The sequence below is a fragment of the Methanothermobacter crinale genome (assembly GCF_055397825.1).
Genome location: NZ_AP042450.1, coordinates 571,446 through 587,354 on the forward strand (window position 1 = coordinate 571,446; position 15,909 = coordinate 587,354).

The following is a 15,909-nucleotide window of genomic DNA, read 5'->3' on the forward strand; positions in this document are numbered from 1 at the left end:
TAAAAGGGGAATAAACACTGAGCAGGAAAATGAAATGGAAACAGATAGGAGACATCATAATATTAAACAAGAACGTGGAAAATCCTGAAAAGTTCCTCAAAATGAAAGGCATAAAGGCAGTGATCAAAATTGGGAGAATCCATGGTAGAACAAGAAAACCGGAGGTTGAGATTCTTGCGGGGACAGAGACAGAAACAATACACAAGGAAAACAAGTGCCTTTTCAAGTTGGACGTGGCCAGTATCATGTGGTCAAAGGGCAACACTTATGAGAGGATGAGAATACCAAGACTCATAGAAGATGGTGAGACCATAGTTGACATGTTCGCTGGCATAGGCTACTTTTCAATACCGATAGCAGTCCATGCAGACCCTAAAAAAGTATATGCAATTGAAATAAACCCAAGAGCATACCACTACCTGAAAGAGAACATAAAATTGAACAAAGTCCAGGACAAGATCAGGCCCATACTAGGAGATTCAAGGATCATAGCACCTAAACTATCCGCTGACAGGGTCTTGATGGGATATGTCGTTGACACACACCATTACCTTGACCCTGCACTCAAATGCCTAAAAGAGGGTGGAACACTACACTACCATGAAACAGCACCTGAAAAGATAAGATTCAAGAGACCAATAAAACGTATAGAAAAGGCTGCAAAACCCCGCAAAGTTGAGATATTAAATAAGAGGATTATAAAAAAATATTCTCCAGGCGTTTGGCATGTTGTAATAGATGCCAAAGTAGACTAAAGGTTGTAATAGTTTGATTGCTGGTGTCGATCTCGCGGCAAAAGAAAAAAATAAAACCGGCATTGCCATAATATCCGATAGGGAGATTGAAGCCTTTGAGGTATTATCTGATAATAGAATAATAGATGTGACTGTGAATGTTGATCTTGTCGTGTTTGATGCTCCTCTTTCACTCCCAAAGGGGAGATGTTGCCTTGAGAGGGGATGTAAATGCAGTAGATTTGGACATTTCAGAAAGGCCGATTTGGAGATCAGAAAATATGGACGGGTCCTCCCCTTAACGTTCCCTTATATGAAAATGTTAACATATAGGGGAATGCGTTTGAAAGAAACGTTAGAATCATTAAATCTTGATTTAGTTATAATAGAAACTCATCCAGGCACTGCACGAAAATTAATAAACTTGTACGGGATATCTTCCATTTTCGGGATAGAATGGGATGATTTAAGTCCTCATGAATTTGATGCTACCATAGCTGCTGTTACAGGCTATTTTTACCTTAAAGGAGAATATATGATTCTTGGGGACCAATCTGAGGGTGCTATTGTCCTCCCGAAGCCATTATAGTGTATTTAGGTGAATTTTCACTCTTTCAAGGACTTTTTCACTAAGGTATTCCTCTGATATGAACTTTGGATAGACTGGGAGTCTCTCTTTCAGTATAAACCCTGCATTTTTTGTTATCCTTTTAAGTTCTTCTATCTCGGGCCATGGGGCCTCTGGGTTAACATAGTCCTTACTTAGGGGTGAAACACCACCCCAGTCATCTGCACCTGCAAGAAGGAACATTTCGCTGGTTTCCCGGTTGAGGTTTGGGGGTACTTGTATGCTCACATCAGGGAATAGTATCTTTGAGGCGGCCACTGTCTTTATCATTTCAAGTAGTGTGGGTTCTGGGTGGTTTTCCATGGGGATTCCGGGTTTTGACCTGAAATTTTGGATTATGATCTCCTGGATGTGCCCGTATTTGTCCTGTATCCTCCTTAATTCTAGGAGGGACTCTGCTCTTTCTTCTATTGTTTCACCTATACCTATGAGGAGTCCAGTTGTGAATGGTATTTTGAGTTTACCGGCGTCTTTGATGGTTCTGATCCTGAGTTTGGGGTCTTTTCCTGGGCTCTCTTTATGGGCTATTGTTTTCATGAGTCGTGGACTTGATGTTTCGAGCATGAGGCCCATGGATGCGTTAACTTCCTTGAGAATTTTAAGATCTTTAAACTTTAGTATGCCCATGTTGGTGTGGGGTAGAAGTAGTGTATTTTTGAGGGTTTCTTGGCAGAGATGGTGGATATATTCTACTATGGTATCATAGCCTAGTTTTTCGAGCTGATTCTTCACGGGTTCTAGTTGATCTGCGGCTTCTCCGAATGTGAATAGGGCTTCTCTGCAACCATATGATTCTGCCTTTTTTAATCGTCTCATGATGTCATCTGGTGCTAATATTGGCGTTTCTGTTTTGTCTCTGCGGAATGTGCAGTAGCCACATCGGTTTCTGCAAAGTCTTGTTACTGGTATGAAAACGTTCCTGGAATATGTTATGGTTTTTTCCCTTTGTTTTTCTAGGGCTTTTTTCATTAGATCCAATATGTGGATGCCTTCACATTTTAGGTAGTTTTTGAGGTCATCCTTTGAGGGTTTCATCTATTCACCAATGTCAGAGACGACGATTTCAACAAAACAAGGGCCTATGTCGCTTTTATCTTTGTATAATACTATGAAGAAGCCTGTTTTTCTCGTGATTCCTAGGCGGTATTCTACTGTGAAGTTCATGCTTTCGAGGGATTCTTTTAGGCGTTGTACTCCGGCTATGTCTGGGTCTGCTCCGACTTCAACATTTTTTCTTATATGTTCATCCATTATGCCTATGAGGTCTGCTCCGGCATCTGATAGTAGGTCTATTTCTTCTGCTTCGAGGTGTTCCATGAGTTCGTCGAGGATCTTTTTCATGTTATCTGCTTTTATCCTTTTTTTGGAGTGTCCTCTTACTATTAGTATGTTGGGGGAGTCTAGGGCTGGTCTGGAGCCTTCATAGGCGTCTAGGTATGTCATTATGTCGCCCGCGAGTCTATGCAGTTTTATCAAGTTGACCACCCATTTTGTTGTTTAGTTCTTCTATTTCATATTTTAGTTCTCCCATGGTGGCAACTTTTTCTGCGAAGGCGTTATGGCGGTGTATGCTTTCCTCGTTGATTTGTCTTACTGTTACGAGTGTGTCATCGGGTAGGTGCGGGAATTCCTTAACTATGCGGTGTATCATGTTCCTGACGCAGTCTTCTACGAACATGGGGTTCCTGTGGGCTTCTATTACTACAGCGTTTTCATCCGGCCTTTTTAATAATTCATAGACTGGTGAGCTCATGGATTCTTCTATTATCTTTATAAGGTCTTCGCCCCTGATTGTGTGGTCTTCTGGGACTTCTATCATGATCATGCCTTTTCCTCTTTGATTGTGTGAGGCTATGGGGACTGTTTCAAGGACTTTTTCTGTTGTTTCTTTGTCGAGGAATTTTATTAGTTCTTGTCTTGCTGCTTCTTTTATTGTTTCTTGTGCGCAGGGGCAGACTGTCATGCCCACTACTTCGGCGCCTATCATTTTCCTTATTATGACTTCGTCCCGGTCTCTGTATCCGACGGCATCGGCCATTATCTTCGTCATTTCCTGGCTTCTTTTATGGGTGATTGGTGATCTTTTCCTGAACATGAAGTCGCTTTCCATGCTTACTTCGGCTCTTCTGGCGTATTTGTGTTTTTTGAGTAGTGAGTTAACTATTTCTGCGCATAATGATTCTAGTTCGAGAACGTTCCTTTCAACCACTTCTTCTAGTACTTCGCTGATAGCCTCTGGGTTTCTTGACATGTGGATTCCCCTTTGTTTGCTTGGGAGGTCTACGAAGGCGTCGAAGGTTGGTAGTAGTATTATTGGTCTTTTGTTTTCTCTTTCGATTTTGAGAAGTTTTTTAACCCCTGTGACTCCGACTCTTGTAAGGTGCACGGGGATTGTTGGTATTTTTTCTTGTGTATCTGGGAAGCAGATCATGCCCAAATTTTACACCTCGATTTTTAGAATATAGTAGGAAGAATCATTATATATAGATGTTGGTTATTTTGAGAGTATTTTGATGAGTTTGTCATCTGTTATGTCCTTTGGGTTTTCATCTAGGATGATTTTTGCATTGTAGAGTTCTTTGGCTCTTTCTGCGATGAGTTTTGATGTTGGATTGGTTTCTGCTAATACTATGACTTTTTTTATGCTCATTTTTTTAATTTTACGCTCTATATCATCTTTTGTGTGTTCTATCCTCTTTTTTATATTCTTTAGTGTTTTTTCCGGGATTTTTGGGTTTATTTTTTTCATGTCTTCGATTGATAGTGGGGCGCCGGTAACGATGATGTGTGGGGCTTTGATTCCCCTTTTAATCAATGATTTTTTCGTGTCACTTTTTGTGGTTATTATAAGCGTGTCTACTGATAATTTTCTTATTTTATCTTTCAGGTCCTCCATTTCCAATACTTTGAAGTCTGAGAGTATTCTGTCGATTTTCTCCCGGGCCTTGAGGAGGTGTTGGCAGAATCCAAGCGCCTCCTCCTTTGAAAGCTTATGATATGGTAAGCTTTTATAAATGTAATCTTCACCTCTTATCAGCTCTTTCATGGCGTTTTCGAAGTGTTTGACGTTGATTATACCCTCTTCTGGTTCTCTTATCATGGTATTTTTTTGTTTAGTGCATGCTTTTTTTATGAGTTCTTCTGCTTGTTTTATCCTCATCTTTTCCATGATGTGATCCTCTCATCATATTTTAAAGTATTCTGGAAATTTACTCCTTATCCTCTCAAATATGCCCTTAACAAAATCAGAGGCTCTTATTTCATCTTCTATTGGATTTTCAAGCCCCATTAGTGATTTAACAAATTTTAAATTTGAATTTGCAAGGGCTTTTAGGTTATATCCTCCTTCAAGGACTGCAACTACCCTTTCATTGCTCATGTATGATCCCATCCAAGTATAAAATTCTTCGTCAATCATCATATTAGCAAGGGGGTCATCCTTGTGAGCGTCAAAACCGGCTTCTAAAAAGACCATGCTTGGCTTGAATTCATCCTTCACAGGCTCCAATATCCTCGATAGTATCCATATGTAATCACTGGTATTTGAACCTGGTGGCATGGGAATATTCATAGTGTAACCCATACCATCACCAGCACCCATCTCATCTATGAATCCCGTGCCAGGGTATAATGTCCTAGGGTCCTGGTGTATGGAAATATACATTACATTGGGGTCATCATAGAATATGTCTGCTGTTCCATTGCCATAATGCACGTCAAAGTCTATTATAAGGAAATGATCTAATCCTTTTTCCCTAAGATGTTCGATGGCTATTGCCATATTGTTAAATATGCAGAAGCCCATAGCCCTATCCCTAGTGGCGTGATGTCCTGGCGGCCTTGCGACTGAATAAGCCCAGCCACCATCCTCCGAGACTATCTCTGATGCTGTGATAGCGCCTCCAGCAGCTAGAAGCGCGACATTGTAACTTTCGCTTGTCATATAAGTGTCATAGTCAAGATAACCTCCACCTCTTTCTGCGAATCCTTTCACATAATCTAGATGAGATTGAGTATGAACTTTTAGGATATCGGTGGGACTCGCCATTTTAGGTTCCACTATTTTAGGGTCTAGAACGCTGAGTGATTCCATGATAGCATCTGTTCTTTTTTTATTTTCCACATGTAACTCCATATTATGAAGATCATAGGAGGGAGAATAGATTATTGTCATAAACCACACCATCTATGGTCAATTATAGCATCTGGGAGGATGTCATATCCTCTTTCACAATATTTAAAACTGTTTGGGTATATGTCCTTTGAACATCGTTCTCCCTTAGAAGGCCTTTTATAAACTTGTCAAGTTCGCTGGTGTCCCTGAATTTCCCTATTAATATGGCGTCGAATTCTCCTGTAACATCATAGATTGCTAGGACGTTTTTGTGATATGCTGTTCTTTCCTCCCAGTTTCTCAGAACACCACCTTTTACTTTAACACCTATGATAGCCGTTAATTTGTAGCCAAGTTTTGAATGGTCTATCACAGGGACGAATCTTTTTATCACCCCATTTTTCATGAGTTTATCCACCCTATTGTGGACTGTGCCTACTGATACTCCGAGCTTCCTTGAAATCTCCCTATAGGACATCCGCCCATCCTTGTTAAGGAGATGAAGTATCTTCTTGTCTATATCATCTATTTTAACAATATCCTCCATATCATCACCCTCTATTCCATCCTTTGGGGGATGGGAAAATATTTTATCAGAGAATAGGAAATAAGATCATGAAGAACGACCCGGTAATTGATGAAGATTGAAACTTTAAGTCCAATCAATGAATATCCCCTCATAGCCCAACTCTAGAAGCTCATTAACTGGTGTTGTAGTTTAGGACCTTGAAAGTGTATCTAATAACGAGAAATAATGGGATTAACTAGGACCACTATTACTAGTAAGGTTGCTGATAGGAGTCCTCCCTCTGATGGGGCGGATGAGTTTACGGGTAGAAATACACTTGATTTCCTCTGATTCTATGCCGGGTACTTAGCGTCGCCTATAATCTTGCGGATATTCACAAATGATACACCTCCTAGAATATCCAAAAATTAAATTTGTCAGTTTTATTATATATAGTTACTCAATATTTTTTAAAATTTCAAAAAAAATTTGAAAGAAATAAGACATTAATCTTCAAGCTTTTTTTGGCGGTCAATCAAGGAAAAAACTGCGACTTTCATCACACAATTTCACAATAGCTAATGGGGAGTTTGAGCCTCTTGGCAGGTTAGCTTTTGTTAAATTGGCCAATCCTGACATGTACCCTGGCCATCCGCATTCCAGGTTACTTGCTGAGTATGCGAGGTCTCATGGGTCTAAATGCGCTCTTATAGTACATTATGGTGGATCCTCTAATTATCGCAGTTACATGGAAGGAGACATCCTAATACTACAACTAGCCTATGTAGAGAAAAAACCATACACCACAAGGGATAAAACCAGTGCAAATTGCCCCCAAAAGAAGAAAAAAAGAGGGGTAGATTTTATTGATAAGCGTATCGGAGGCCAAGAGCTCTGTAATAAAATAGGTTGAGATAAGGTTGCACCAAGAGGGCTGATAGTATATAACTGACGGCTGAGCCAACCAATGGGGCTATTAAACCCATTAGACCTGATATCAAGCCTATGACTAAGCTTGCTATGAAACCGATTATCCCACCAACGATTATAATTGCAATATACCAAATGATATAGTTCGCCCATCCGATGTCTGCTATGACCTCTAATATTTCACTGATTCGGAATGCTGCTCCAAGTTGGCTGTCATTGAATGCCATATGAGCTATTGCGATTGTTAATAATAACCCGAATATGATGGCAAGGATGAACCCTACTATCATAATACTCCCACCAGCTTGTAATGGCAATAGTACATTTGTTAGAGTTAGACCATATGATCCAGTGAAGAAAATACTGGCAAATATGATTATCAATGGTATTATCATATAGGCTATAGTGACAACAAAGACTTTAACTCCATCAATGAACATTTCACCCCATTCATCGAACTCTGGAAGCTCATCGAAACCGGCTATTGTGGTTTTAAGGGTCCTGAAGGCGTATCCGATAGCAAGAAACACTGGGATCAATAGGAAGCTTAATAGAAGCAGTACTCCAAGTGTTAAAAGTTTTTTCCAATCCGATATCGGGTACTTAACTGAATCACTTATAATTTCGCCAATATCCACATTTCACACCTCCCAAGAAAAAACCATTTTTATAATATTCAATTTAATATTATATATAGGTTACTTGTATTCTCCTATTTTCTGAGTTAAAGGTTATAACTCATCAAGTGAAAGATGAGATAAAGGATATTTTTTTGCAAAAATTTATATAGAATAACATCTTGGAAGGTATAGTTTAGAGGATACTTTAGAGTTTATAGGGTGGCCTAATGAAGAAAGCTGCGATTTTCATCATTTTAGTCATAATCTTCGTGGGATATGTGCATTTCACGACAGCTAATGGGGAGTTTGAGCCTCTTGGCAGGTTAGCTTTTGTTAAATTGGCCAATCCTGACATGTACCCTGGCCATCCGCATTCCAGGTTACTTGCTGAGTATGCGAGGTCTCATGGGTCTAAATGCGCTCTTGTAGTACATTATGGTGGATCCTCTAATTATCGCAGTTACATGGAAGGAGACATCCTAATACTACAACTAGCCTATGTAGAGAAAAAACCATACACCACAAGGATAAACTGGAGTGAAGTGTGGGATGAAGGAATCAATGGCGTGCCAGCCGATAAATGGACTTATAGAACTGATGGGATAGAATTTCAAACGTTAGATGAGGCATTGGCCTATATCATGAAACGTGCGAAGGAGAATGGCCAGGAGGGTCCTATACCACTTGTCTATCATGGCACGGTAAGGGATGGTGATATCATAATAAACCAGGGTTGTGGCTTCCCATTATATTATCATATAATACGGAGCCAATACGGGCCATTGGAAGCGTATTATTATGTAGTTAAGGGTTTCTTTTATCCATACATTTATAATCCTTATCGTAGTTTCGAAATTAAAAATGCGGAAGCCTTACAATATTATTATACTCATAGCATGTTGGATTATGAATAGACTTCTTTGATTGATTCTTTTAATCTTATTATTGGAGCGTTGGTTTTTATGCCAGTGGCTTTGCAGTGGCTTCGAGTTGCCTTAAAACCTTTTTCTTGTAGTGTTTTTATGATTTTTTTGAGGGGTGGGGCGCTTATTCTCATTTTGCTGCAGACTTTATGGGTATCATAAAATGTTGGGGGCATCCCACTCTCGCCTTTTAAAAGTTTTAATAATTTTAGGATATTTCTTTTCTTGTTCAATTTTTTCTCTGGTAGCGATCTTATCATACCCTTGATGAAATTTTCATCCTCTAGTTCACCTATCCAGAGGGGGCCGCTAAAATCTAATTTTTCACTACATTGGGGGCATTCTCTTGGCAGGATGGGGAGTAGGCCATGTTCTAGGCTCCGGAATAGACAATTGTGGCAATGGTAGATGAATCCAATATTATCTTTGAGTGATTTATCTGTTTTGGACGCTCCTTTGCCGATTTCCAAGTAGAGGCGCATATAATGTTGGCTACTATAAGCTAATCTTGCCTTGATGTATTTTTTATACTTTGCAAGGGTTAGGCTTATGAAACCTGTTAGTATCCGCAGACCATTTTCATGGCAGTACTCTGTCTTTAAGGGCACTGCGTTATATTTTCTTATACAAGGTTTCTTGTATGTGCCGCAGAGACTAGAAGTGTCTGTTGCCGTGACACATAATAATGAACCATCTTTAAGGGAATAACCAGCTGATTCTATAAAAGGGGATGGTGTGCCAAAGGGGTCTATGTCGACAACATCAAACACACCCCTATTTTTCCGGAGTAGGATGTTGGCATCTTCCATTGTTATGTCAACGGGGGCTTTGTTGAGTTCACTGTTCCTTTTTATGAATTCCACTGCAATTGGATTTATGTCATTGGCTAAGACCCTCTCAGTCCCTTCTATTTCAAGTCGGTATCTTATACCCCTTATACCACTACCAGCAAAGAGATCGGCTATTTTTATCTTGGATTTTTTCTCTTTTTGGAATTGTTGAATTGCCAGGACTGAAATGTCCCTGTTAAGCTCCATACTAGGATTATAGAATACAGGGGCCTTTGAGGAAACCTTATCGAAACTGGGGATTTTGATTGTTACTCTGCCTTCATTCACTCTCATGTTACTATATAAGAAAATCTTTATACTTTTAAGAATAGGGTATTTAACAAAGAACATAGGGGTGTATCATGGTTCCAGGTAAGGATTTGAGGGTAATTTGTCCATGGTGTGGAACCTTAAATCGGGGAAGTGCCAGATTTTGCATTTCCTGCGGCAAAAGATTAGGGGACCAGGCCTATGATAGGCCCAGATTTTTATTTAATGCTAGGAAGGGTAATAATAGTCTATGGAGGTATATTCTAACTATAATATTAACCCTTGGAGGTTCCAGCATCCTCGTGGGGATAATATTAGGCATATTCCTTGGAATTTTTCTCTTTTTATCCAATATGACATTGGATGTTTATAGTATATTGTTTAATCCGTTTTGGCTGCTTGTAATCGCGGGTATGGTGTTCTGTGTAGCTTATATATTCCTTTATTTATCTGTGAGGTTCCTACATAATAGAAGCTTCAAATCCCTTATAAATACTGGTCGAGAAATTGATTGGAGGAGGATGGTTAGAGGCGCTATTGTATGGTTTTTGATAATGTCAGTCATAGATATCATATATTTCATGCTAAGCCCTGAATCTTTTAAATTTTCATTCGAACCCCAAAGTTTCCTATTATTATCCGTGATAGCCCTTATTGTATTCCCAATACAAGCATCCTTTGAAGAGGTTTTTTTCAGAGGATATCTCTTACAAGCTCTTGGACTTTTATCAAAAAGCCCATTCTTGGTCTTGATTGCGAACTCATTAATATTTGCTGGACTTCATTGGTGGAATGGGAGCACCCCAATGATGAGCTTATCTATTGTGCTGGGTGCATTTATAATAGGTTTAATGTTAGGTCTTATCACCCTTGCAGATGATGGTGTAGAATTGGCCATAGGCATCCACATCATCAATAACCTTTATGTGAGTGTAATTCATAATTCACCTGACAGTGGACTCGGCAACCTACCATCCTTGGTGGTGACACCACCAAACCCCTACCTTTCGCCTATCATACTTCTAGTGGCCGCCCTAGTTGTAATATTCATATTATTTAGGGATAGGAGAGAAGATGTCCTTAAAGTACTCAAGTGAGGTTTTGGATTATGATACCAATTGCAAGTCCAATAATAGAAGATGATGAAATCCAAGAAGTGGTAAAAGTATTACGTTCGGGTTTCCTCGCCCAAGGCCCCAAAGTCGAAGAATTTGAAAAAGCATTCGCTGATTACACTAATAGCAGATATGCGGTGGCCACAAGCTCTGGCACAACCGCTTTACATGTTGCATTATTAGCGGCTGGCGTGGGTAAAGGTGATGAAGTTATAACCACGCCTTTTAGTTTCGCCGCCACGGCGAATGCGGCCCTCTATGTCGGGGCTCGGCCAGTTTTTGTTGACATAGATCCCCAGACCTATAACATAAACCCTGAAAAGATAGAGGATGCCATAACCAGGGATACGAAGGCTATAGTAGTTGTTCACCTTTATGGGCAGCCAGCTGAAATGGACCATATAAATGATATAGGTGAGGATAATGAACTCATAGTTATTGAGGACGCGGCACAAGCACATGGGGCATTATATCATGGTAGAAAGGTGGGTTCATTAGCTGATATCGCATGCTTCAGCTTTTATCCTACGAAGAATATTACCACGGGGGAGGGTGGGATGATAACAACTGATGATGAGGATATAGCCCACCTGGCTAGGATGATAAGATCTCACGGTGAAGGTGCACGTTATGAGCATGTGCTCCTAGGATACAATTTTAGGATGACTGATATAGCCGCCGCCATTGGGATAGTCCAACTTAAAAAACTTGAAAAATTCAATAATAGAAGGATAAAAAATGCAGAATACTTAACAGAGAACCTTGAAGTCCTTGATTATATTAAGACGCCCTATGTCATGGATGATGCGAAGCACGTTTTCCACCAGTACACTGTAAGGGTTAAAAACAGGGAAAAGTGGATGGAATATCTCAGAGGGGAAGGTATAGGATTTGGAGTGTACTATCCGAGGCCGATTTATCGTCAACCATTATATAAGGATCTTGGTTTTGGGGCTAGTTGTCCGGAGGCTGAGAAGGCCTCTAGGGAGGTCTTGTCATTACCGGTACATCCCAATCTAACCATGGACGACCTTGATAGGATAATTGATGCGGTTGAGAATTTCCCAGTTTAGAGTTTGCTCTTTACAGAGGCTATCTTATCTTTTAGAGTTTTTTCAACATCTCTCCTATCATCTATTTTAACTGTGGTATACACTCTATCACAGTCTAATCTGAACACGGCTTCATGAGCCGCTTTTATAGCATCTAGGATATCCTCAAAGTTCTCAGCTTCTATCTGCGTCCCCATACCGGATATTTCATATTTAATATTCTTCTTCTCTATTGCTTTTATCGCGGCAGCTATATAGTCACTTAAACTCGTATCCCCAGTTCCTATGGGGATTATACTCAATTCTGCTGTTATCAATTACAACCCCCTCTTGTAAAAATGATATGGTGGGACATTATAATATTTATTATTATGGGAGAAGTAGATTTTAGCCAGAAATTGGAAGAGAGAATCAGGGAACTTATAAGGGATTATAAGCTCATAGAAGAGGGTGAATTAGTAGCTGTGGCTCTTTCGGGTGGAAAGGATAGTTTGCTTGTGTTACATGTTTTAGCGGATCTCAGGGATGATCTTGGTTTTGATATTGTTGCTATAACAGTTGACGAAGGTATAAAAGATTATAGAGAGAAGGCTTTAGAAGCCGCACGTTACAATACAAAACTTTTAGGCGTTGAATTGGTTGAAAAATCTTTTATTGAAGAATTTGATTTTTCATTGGATGATGTTTATGGGATTTTTAAGAGTCCATGCATACCCTGTGGGGTCTTTAGAAGACATATACTGAATAGAGCTGCCCGTAGCCTAGGGGCTGATAAGATAGCCACTGGACATAATATGGATGATGAGATACAGTCATTTATGATGAGCTTGGTTAGGGGTGATACGCGCAAATTTTCCAAGTTCGGCCCTAAATTGGAGATGATCCATTCTAAGCTCATACCGAGAATAAAACCCTTATGGAATACGAGTGAAGAAGAAACCAGAACTTGGGCTATTCTCAATAATATTAGGGTTCATTTGGAGGATTGTCCCTATTCTAGTTTATCACTTAGGTCGAGGATTAAGAGATTTCTTAATGGTGTAGAGTCGAAGAGGCCTGGAACTAAGGATTTGATGATGAGATCCTTCATTAAGACTTTTAAAATGGAACAGGAAGAAGTTGAACTTTTTGAATGTGAAGTTTGTGGGGAGCCGGCTTCTATGAGGACTTGTAAAGCTTGTGAATTGTTATCTGTGATTAGGGGTTCTCTATGATCTTTGTTATGGAGCCTATACCTTTACTTCTTCCTTCTCTGAATATTAGTTTTTGTCCTTCTTTTACATGGTGTGGCTTGTATTTGAATCGCATTCTGACTTTTCCTTTATCCCCGGCTGACATGAATTCCTGATCGAGGGGTTCTAATATTGTTGTCTCTGCAATGGTTTCTATATGTGTAACGCTCTCATAACCTGCTTTTATTGTTGTGGGGTGTACTAGGATTGCTACTTCTGCTTCGAATTCTCTCACGGCTTTGGGATTGTATTTTGGGTGGGCTAGTATCATGCCTCTTTCGATTTCTTGTGGTGATGCTCCTGCTATTGATATTCCGACGATGTGGCCTGGTTCCGCGCATCCGATCTGGTAATGGTGCATTTCAATGGATTTGACTTTTACTTGTTTGAATTCTCCTGTATGGAATGGTCCGAGGAGTAATTTTTCGCCTTTTTTCACCCGACCTTGTCTTATGGTGCCGCTGACCACGGTTCCCACGCCTTTTACGGAATAAACTTTATCTATGTACATCATGAATGGTTTTTTGTCCTCTGAGGGGTTTTCTGGGATTTTTAAGTTTAGGAATAGTTCATCTAGTAATTTTAGTCCTTTTCCTGTTACTGAGGATGTTTCTATTATTGGTACGATATGTTGGTTCATCTTCTCTGATACTAGTAGTGCATCTGACTTGTTTTTGACCTTGAATGGTATTCTGCCCACGAGTTTGAGCAATTCTGATATTTTTTCATGGACTTTCTGGACTTTGTCTTCTCCTACTATGTCTGTTTTTGTTATGGCTACTATTACGGGTAATTCCATTGCTAGGATGATTCCTAGGTGTTCTCTTGTAATATGGGTAGGTCCTTGGTCTGCCGCGACCGTTAAAAGGCCATAATCTAGTTTCTGGCCTACTATGCCCCTTATTGTTGTTCTAAGCCATGGCTCGTGGCCTACTGTGTCGACAAAGGATATTATCCTCTCACATTTTTCCATGAGCTCGGATTTTTCTTTTTTGTCAAGTGGATTGTCTAAGCGGATTGGTTTACCGTCTAGGAAACCGTATATCGCGAATGAAAGGTCTGCTGACAATCCTCTTTCTATTTCATGTTTCTGGACATCTAAGAATATGCGGGTTTTTCCGGTTCCATCATCGAGTATTCCAGTTGTCAGGCTCCCTAAGAGCGTGCTTTTACCATGGTCGACATGCCCTGCGACTCCTATGACAACATGCTCTTTTTTGAATGAATTTTTCCATCCTATGGTAACTTCGGCTACTTTACCATTGTCTAGTGAGTATTCGTTCACCTCTTCTATACATGCCCCTATCTCTCGACTTAAAACATTTAGAACGTGAATTGATTCTTGGAGTTCTTTCTTGGGGAGGCCTGTTAAGCTCCCATCATCTTCAACACCAAGTAGGTAGATTGCTTTGCCCTTTCCCTTTTCCATCCTATATTTCATCTGGGATATTAGTTGTTTTCTCCTATCCTCGTTAAGATGATATGAACTTTTGAGGGCTTTTTTAAATTCTATGTTCCTTCTTTCACCCTTTTTGGTGAAGGATTTCAAGTCCTTGATCATTTTCGATCATTCTATTTTCTTTTTTAAAAATCCGCCGGGTCCATATTTTTCTTCTTGCAATTTTCTGACCATATAAGCTGCATCTTGAAAACTTTCAACTTTTCCAAGTATCCGGCGACTTTTAACCTTTACAGTCTTCCCACATACGCACTTACGGGTTTTAACACCTTCACGTGCATATAATGCTCTTCCACAATCGCATCTAAATACTAAGTACATTTTTTAACCGGCTCCTATTATTTTACCGATCATTGGGAGTATGATCTGTGGTATTGTGAGGAATGTTCCTATGCTGCAGCCAAGATTTGCACCTGCAACAACAAGCATGACCCTGAAAAGATTGTTTTCCCAAAGGTCGCGGAGACTATCACACTTATTCAAATTTTCAAGGTCTCCGAAGCTGACATTTCGCAGCTTAGCCTCCATTAACCCTGCGAACCACCCTGCGGCTAGGAGCGGATGCAGTACCGTCATCGGCGCTACAAGGAATGCTACCAGAGCAGATTTGAGCCTTGAACCAGCCACTAACGACCCAATAAACGCGAAGCCCCCTGTCAAGAGCACAAATTTAAGGATGTCGCCTTGTATGTTCACCCCTGAAAGGAATGCTAAAACAAAAGGTACAATTAATAGGAGGGGGATAATTAGTACTAGTTTTCTTAAAGTGGACTTGTGTTGTTTGAAGGATAACAGTTCCGTGAGTGGAGGTATCTTCTCTGGATTTTGGAGGTAGTGTTTTATGCCTTTTTTGTGACCTGCCCCCACAACCGCAATCACTTTATCCTCTGGGATCTCGAGTAATTTCCGGGCCATGTAGGCGTCCCTTTCATCTACTAGTACGTGGTATGCTTGTGGTGAGATGTCTTTGAAATATTCCATAACCTCATCTAGGGTGTCTTCACTCTTTAAGCTTTCAACATCTTCTATTTCATCCTTTTTAAAGAATGATGCGAGTATATTAAATAAGAGCCTTAATTTTTCACGTAAACTCATGGAATCGATTATTCTTTGCATGGTTATCCTTATGTCCCTGTCTATGAGGGCTATCTTCGCACCCACTTCTTCCGCGGCTTCTATGGCCGCTAACATCTCAGATCCAGGTTTCACACCCAGCTCATCACCTATCTTATTCTGCAGGTATGTTAAAAGTCCGCTTATAATGAAGAGGCTGATGTTCTCTCCTCTGATCAAATCTTTAACTGAAAGTTGGTCATCTTCTTTTAGTCCTAATTTTTCCCTCATGAGTTTTTGGTATCTTCCAACATCTAATTCGACAGCCACAACGTCTGGTTTTTCAGAATGTATAATCTCTTTCACTTCTTCCATGCTATTTTTTGACACGTGGGCTGTCCCTATTATCTTCAGCTGTTCTATTTCCATGGAATATCACTA

At 40.0% G+C, this 15,909-nt stretch carries 19 protein-coding genes; 7 read left to right on the forward strand and 12 right to left on the reverse strand.

Annotation, left to right across the window (positions count from 1 at the left end; translation table 11 throughout):
* The first annotated feature begins 29 nt into the window (after window positions 1-29).
* Both ACZ5XX_RS03460 and ACZ5XX_RS03465 read left to right on the forward strand, forming a co-directional pair.
* Window positions 30-755, forward strand: a complete 726-nt coding sequence (locus ACZ5XX_RS03460; RefSeq protein WP_464585661.1) for a class I SAM-dependent methyltransferase — start codon at window positions 30-32, stop codon at window positions 753-755.
* Between the two features lie 13 nt (window positions 756-768).
* On the forward strand, window positions 769-1,323 hold the full coding sequence (locus ACZ5XX_RS03465; RefSeq protein WP_464585665.1) for a DUF429 domain-containing protein: 555 nt from the start codon (window positions 769-771) through the stop codon (window positions 1,321-1,323).
* Here ACZ5XX_RS03465 and cofG read toward each other — a convergent pair.
* From cofG to ACZ5XX_RS03495, 6 genes are all read right to left on the reverse strand, one after another.
* Entirely contained in the window at window positions 1,318-2,397 is a 1,080-nt protein-coding gene (gene cofG / locus ACZ5XX_RS03470; RefSeq protein ID WP_464585667.1) for a 7,8-didemethyl-8-hydroxy-5-deazariboflavin synthase subunit CofG, read from the reverse strand. The two genes, ACZ5XX_RS03465 and cofG, sit on opposite strands and share 6 nt — an antisense overlap.
* Complete coding sequence (locus ACZ5XX_RS03475; protein WP_464585669.1) at window positions 2,398-2,838, reverse strand: DUF2120 family protein; 441 nt, start codon at window positions 2,836-2,838, stop codon at window positions 2,398-2,400.
* Window positions 2,822-3,793, reverse strand: a complete 972-nt coding sequence (gene mptA, locus ACZ5XX_RS03480; protein WP_464586192.1) for a GTP cyclohydrolase MptA — start codon at window positions 3,791-3,793, stop codon at window positions 2,822-2,824. The genes ACZ5XX_RS03475 and mptA overlap by 17 nt, the downstream gene beginning before the upstream one ends.
* 63 nt (window positions 3,794-3,856) lie before the next feature.
* A complete protein-coding gene (locus ACZ5XX_RS03485; protein ID WP_464585672.1) occupies window positions 3,857-4,531 on the reverse strand; it encodes a SepCysE family protein in 675 nt (224 codons plus the stop codon).
* A gap of 15 nt (window positions 4,532-4,546) precedes the next feature.
* On the reverse strand, window positions 4,547-5,485 hold the full coding sequence (locus tag ACZ5XX_RS03490; protein ID WP_464585674.1) for a histone deacetylase family protein: 939 nt from the start codon (window positions 5,483-5,485) through the stop codon (window positions 4,547-4,549).
* Window positions 5,486-5,558: 73 nt separating this feature from the next.
* Complete coding sequence (locus ACZ5XX_RS03495; protein ID WP_464585676.1) at window positions 5,559-6,023, reverse strand: Lrp/AsnC family transcriptional regulator; 465 nt, start codon at window positions 6,021-6,023, stop codon at window positions 5,559-5,561.
* 583 nt (window positions 6,024-6,606) lie between these two features.
* On the opposite strand from ACZ5XX_RS03495, the gene ACZ5XX_RS03500 reads away from it, so the two are divergent.
* The gene (locus ACZ5XX_RS03500) at window positions 6,607-6,897 is read left to right on the forward strand and encodes a hypothetical protein (RefSeq protein ID WP_464585679.1); all 291 of its coding nucleotides are present in this window, start codon (window positions 6,607-6,609) and stop codon (window positions 6,895-6,897) included.
* On the opposite strand, the gene ACZ5XX_RS03505 is transcribed toward ACZ5XX_RS03500, so the two are convergent.
* Window positions 6,848-7,552, reverse strand: a complete 705-nt coding sequence (locus ACZ5XX_RS03505) for a DUF4013 domain-containing protein (RefSeq protein WP_464585681.1) — start codon at window positions 7,550-7,552, stop codon at window positions 6,848-6,850. The two genes, ACZ5XX_RS03500 and ACZ5XX_RS03505, sit on opposite strands and share 50 nt — an antisense overlap.
* 209 nt (window positions 7,553-7,761) lie before the next feature.
* Here ACZ5XX_RS03505 and ACZ5XX_RS03510 point away from each other — a divergent pair, with 209 nt between their 5' ends.
* Window positions 7,762-8,448 (forward strand): hypothetical protein, encoded by a 687-nt coding sequence (locus ACZ5XX_RS03510; RefSeq protein ID WP_464585683.1) that lies wholly within the window; start codon window positions 7,762-7,764, stop codon window positions 8,446-8,448.
* Here the strand turns inward: ACZ5XX_RS03510 and ACZ5XX_RS03515 are convergent.
* Window positions 8,439-9,581 (reverse strand): tRNA (guanine(10)-N(2))-dimethyltransferase, encoded by a 1,143-nt coding sequence (locus ACZ5XX_RS03515; protein WP_464585685.1) that lies wholly within the window; start codon window positions 9,579-9,581, stop codon window positions 8,439-8,441. The two genes, ACZ5XX_RS03510 and ACZ5XX_RS03515, sit on opposite strands and share 10 nt — an antisense overlap.
* A 68-nt stretch (window positions 9,582-9,649) precedes the next feature.
* Here ACZ5XX_RS03515 and ACZ5XX_RS03520 point away from each other — a divergent pair, with 68 nt between their 5' ends.
* Together ACZ5XX_RS03520 and ACZ5XX_RS03525 are read left to right on the forward strand one after the other, a co-directional pair.
* Window positions 9,650-10,654, forward strand: coding sequence for a CPBP family glutamic-type intramembrane protease (locus ACZ5XX_RS03520; RefSeq protein WP_464585688.1), 1,005 nt, complete (start codon window positions 9,650-9,652; stop codon window positions 10,652-10,654).
* A gap of 11 nt (window positions 10,655-10,665) precedes the next feature.
* Window positions 10,666-11,745, forward strand: coding sequence for a DegT/DnrJ/EryC1/StrS family aminotransferase (locus tag ACZ5XX_RS03525; protein WP_464585690.1), 1,080 nt, complete (start codon window positions 10,666-10,668; stop codon window positions 11,743-11,745).
* Here ACZ5XX_RS03525 and ACZ5XX_RS03530 read toward each other — a convergent pair.
* Complete coding sequence (locus tag ACZ5XX_RS03530; protein WP_464585692.1) at window positions 11,742-12,041, reverse strand: MTH1187 family thiamine-binding protein; 300 nt, start codon at window positions 12,039-12,041, stop codon at window positions 11,742-11,744. The two genes, ACZ5XX_RS03525 and ACZ5XX_RS03530, sit on opposite strands and share 4 nt — an antisense overlap.
* Window positions 12,042-12,095: 54 nt before the next feature.
* Here ACZ5XX_RS03530 and ACZ5XX_RS03535 point away from each other — a divergent pair, with 54 nt between their 5' ends.
* Complete coding sequence (locus ACZ5XX_RS03535) at window positions 12,096-12,938, forward strand: TIGR00269 family protein (RefSeq protein ID WP_464585695.1); 843 nt, start codon at window positions 12,096-12,098, stop codon at window positions 12,936-12,938.
* Here the strand turns inward: ACZ5XX_RS03535 and ACZ5XX_RS03540 are convergent.
* From ACZ5XX_RS03540 to ACZ5XX_RS03550, 3 genes are read right to left on the reverse strand one after another with little or no spacing between them, the layout of a single operon-like run.
* A complete protein-coding gene (locus tag ACZ5XX_RS03540; RefSeq protein WP_464585697.1) occupies window positions 12,922-14,517 on the reverse strand; it encodes a GTPBP1 family GTP-binding protein in 1,596 nt (531 codons plus the stop codon). The two genes, ACZ5XX_RS03535 and ACZ5XX_RS03540, sit on opposite strands and share 17 nt — an antisense overlap.
* Before the next feature lie 6 nt (window positions 14,518-14,523).
* Window positions 14,524-14,736: a DUF1922 domain-containing protein gene (locus tag ACZ5XX_RS03545; protein WP_464585699.1), complete on the reverse strand. Its 213-nt coding sequence runs from the start codon at window positions 14,734-14,736 to the stop codon at window positions 14,524-14,526.
* A 3-nt stretch (window positions 14,737-14,739) separates the two neighbouring features.
* Complete coding sequence (locus ACZ5XX_RS03550) at window positions 14,740-15,897, reverse strand: TraB/GumN family protein (protein WP_464585701.1); 1,158 nt, start codon at window positions 15,895-15,897, stop codon at window positions 14,740-14,742.
* Window positions 15,898-15,909 lie beyond the last annotated feature (12 nt).

What these genes read in the sequence shown, in the direction of transcription:
- ACZ5XX_RS03535 (WP_464585695.1), top strand. Translation starts at nt 12,096, where the DNA reads ATGGGAGAAGTAGATTTTAGCCAGAAATTGGAAGAGAGAATCAGGGAA.
- ACZ5XX_RS03545 (WP_464585699.1), bottom strand. Translation starts at nt 14,736, where the DNA reads ATGTACTTAGTATTTAGATGCGATTGTGGAAGAGCATTATATGCACGT.
- ACZ5XX_RS03485 (WP_464585672.1), bottom strand. Translation starts at nt 4,531, where the DNA reads ATGGAAAAGATGAGGATAAAACAAGCAGAAGAACTCATAAAAAAAGCA.
- ACZ5XX_RS03460 (WP_464585661.1), top strand. Translation starts at nt 30, where the DNA reads ATGAAATGGAAACAGATAGGAGACATCATAATATTAAACAAGAACGTG.
- ACZ5XX_RS03520 (WP_464585688.1), top strand. Translation starts at nt 9,650, where the DNA reads ATGGTTCCAGGTAAGGATTTGAGGGTAATTTGTCCATGGTGTGGAACC.
- ACZ5XX_RS03510 (WP_464585683.1), top strand. Translation starts at nt 7,762, where the DNA reads ATGAAGAAAGCTGCGATTTTCATCATTTTAGTCATAATCTTCGTGGGA.
- ACZ5XX_RS03540 (WP_464585697.1), bottom strand. Translation starts at nt 14,517, where the DNA reads ATGATCAAGGACTTGAAATCCTTCACCAAAAAGGGTGAAAGAAGGAAC.
- ACZ5XX_RS03495 (WP_464585676.1), bottom strand. Translation starts at nt 6,023, where the DNA reads ATGGAGGATATTGTTAAAATAGATGATATAGACAAGAAGATACTTCAT.
- mptA (WP_464586192.1), bottom strand. Translation starts at nt 3,793, where the DNA reads ATGATCTGCTTCCCAGATACACAAGAAAAAATACCAACAATCCCCGTG.
- ACZ5XX_RS03550 (WP_464585701.1), bottom strand. Translation starts at nt 15,897, where the DNA reads ATGGAAATAGAACAGCTGAAGATAATAGGGACAGCCCACGTGTCAAAA.
- cofG (WP_464585667.1), bottom strand. Translation starts at nt 2,397, where the DNA reads ATGAAACCCTCAAAGGATGACCTCAAAAACTACCTAAAATGTGAAGGC.
- ACZ5XX_RS03525 (WP_464585690.1), top strand. Translation starts at nt 10,666, where the DNA reads ATGATACCAATTGCAAGTCCAATAATAGAAGATGATGAAATCCAAGAA.
- ACZ5XX_RS03515 (WP_464585685.1), bottom strand. Translation starts at nt 9,581, where the DNA reads ATGAGAGTGAATGAAGGCAGAGTAACAATCAAAATCCCCAGTTTCGAT.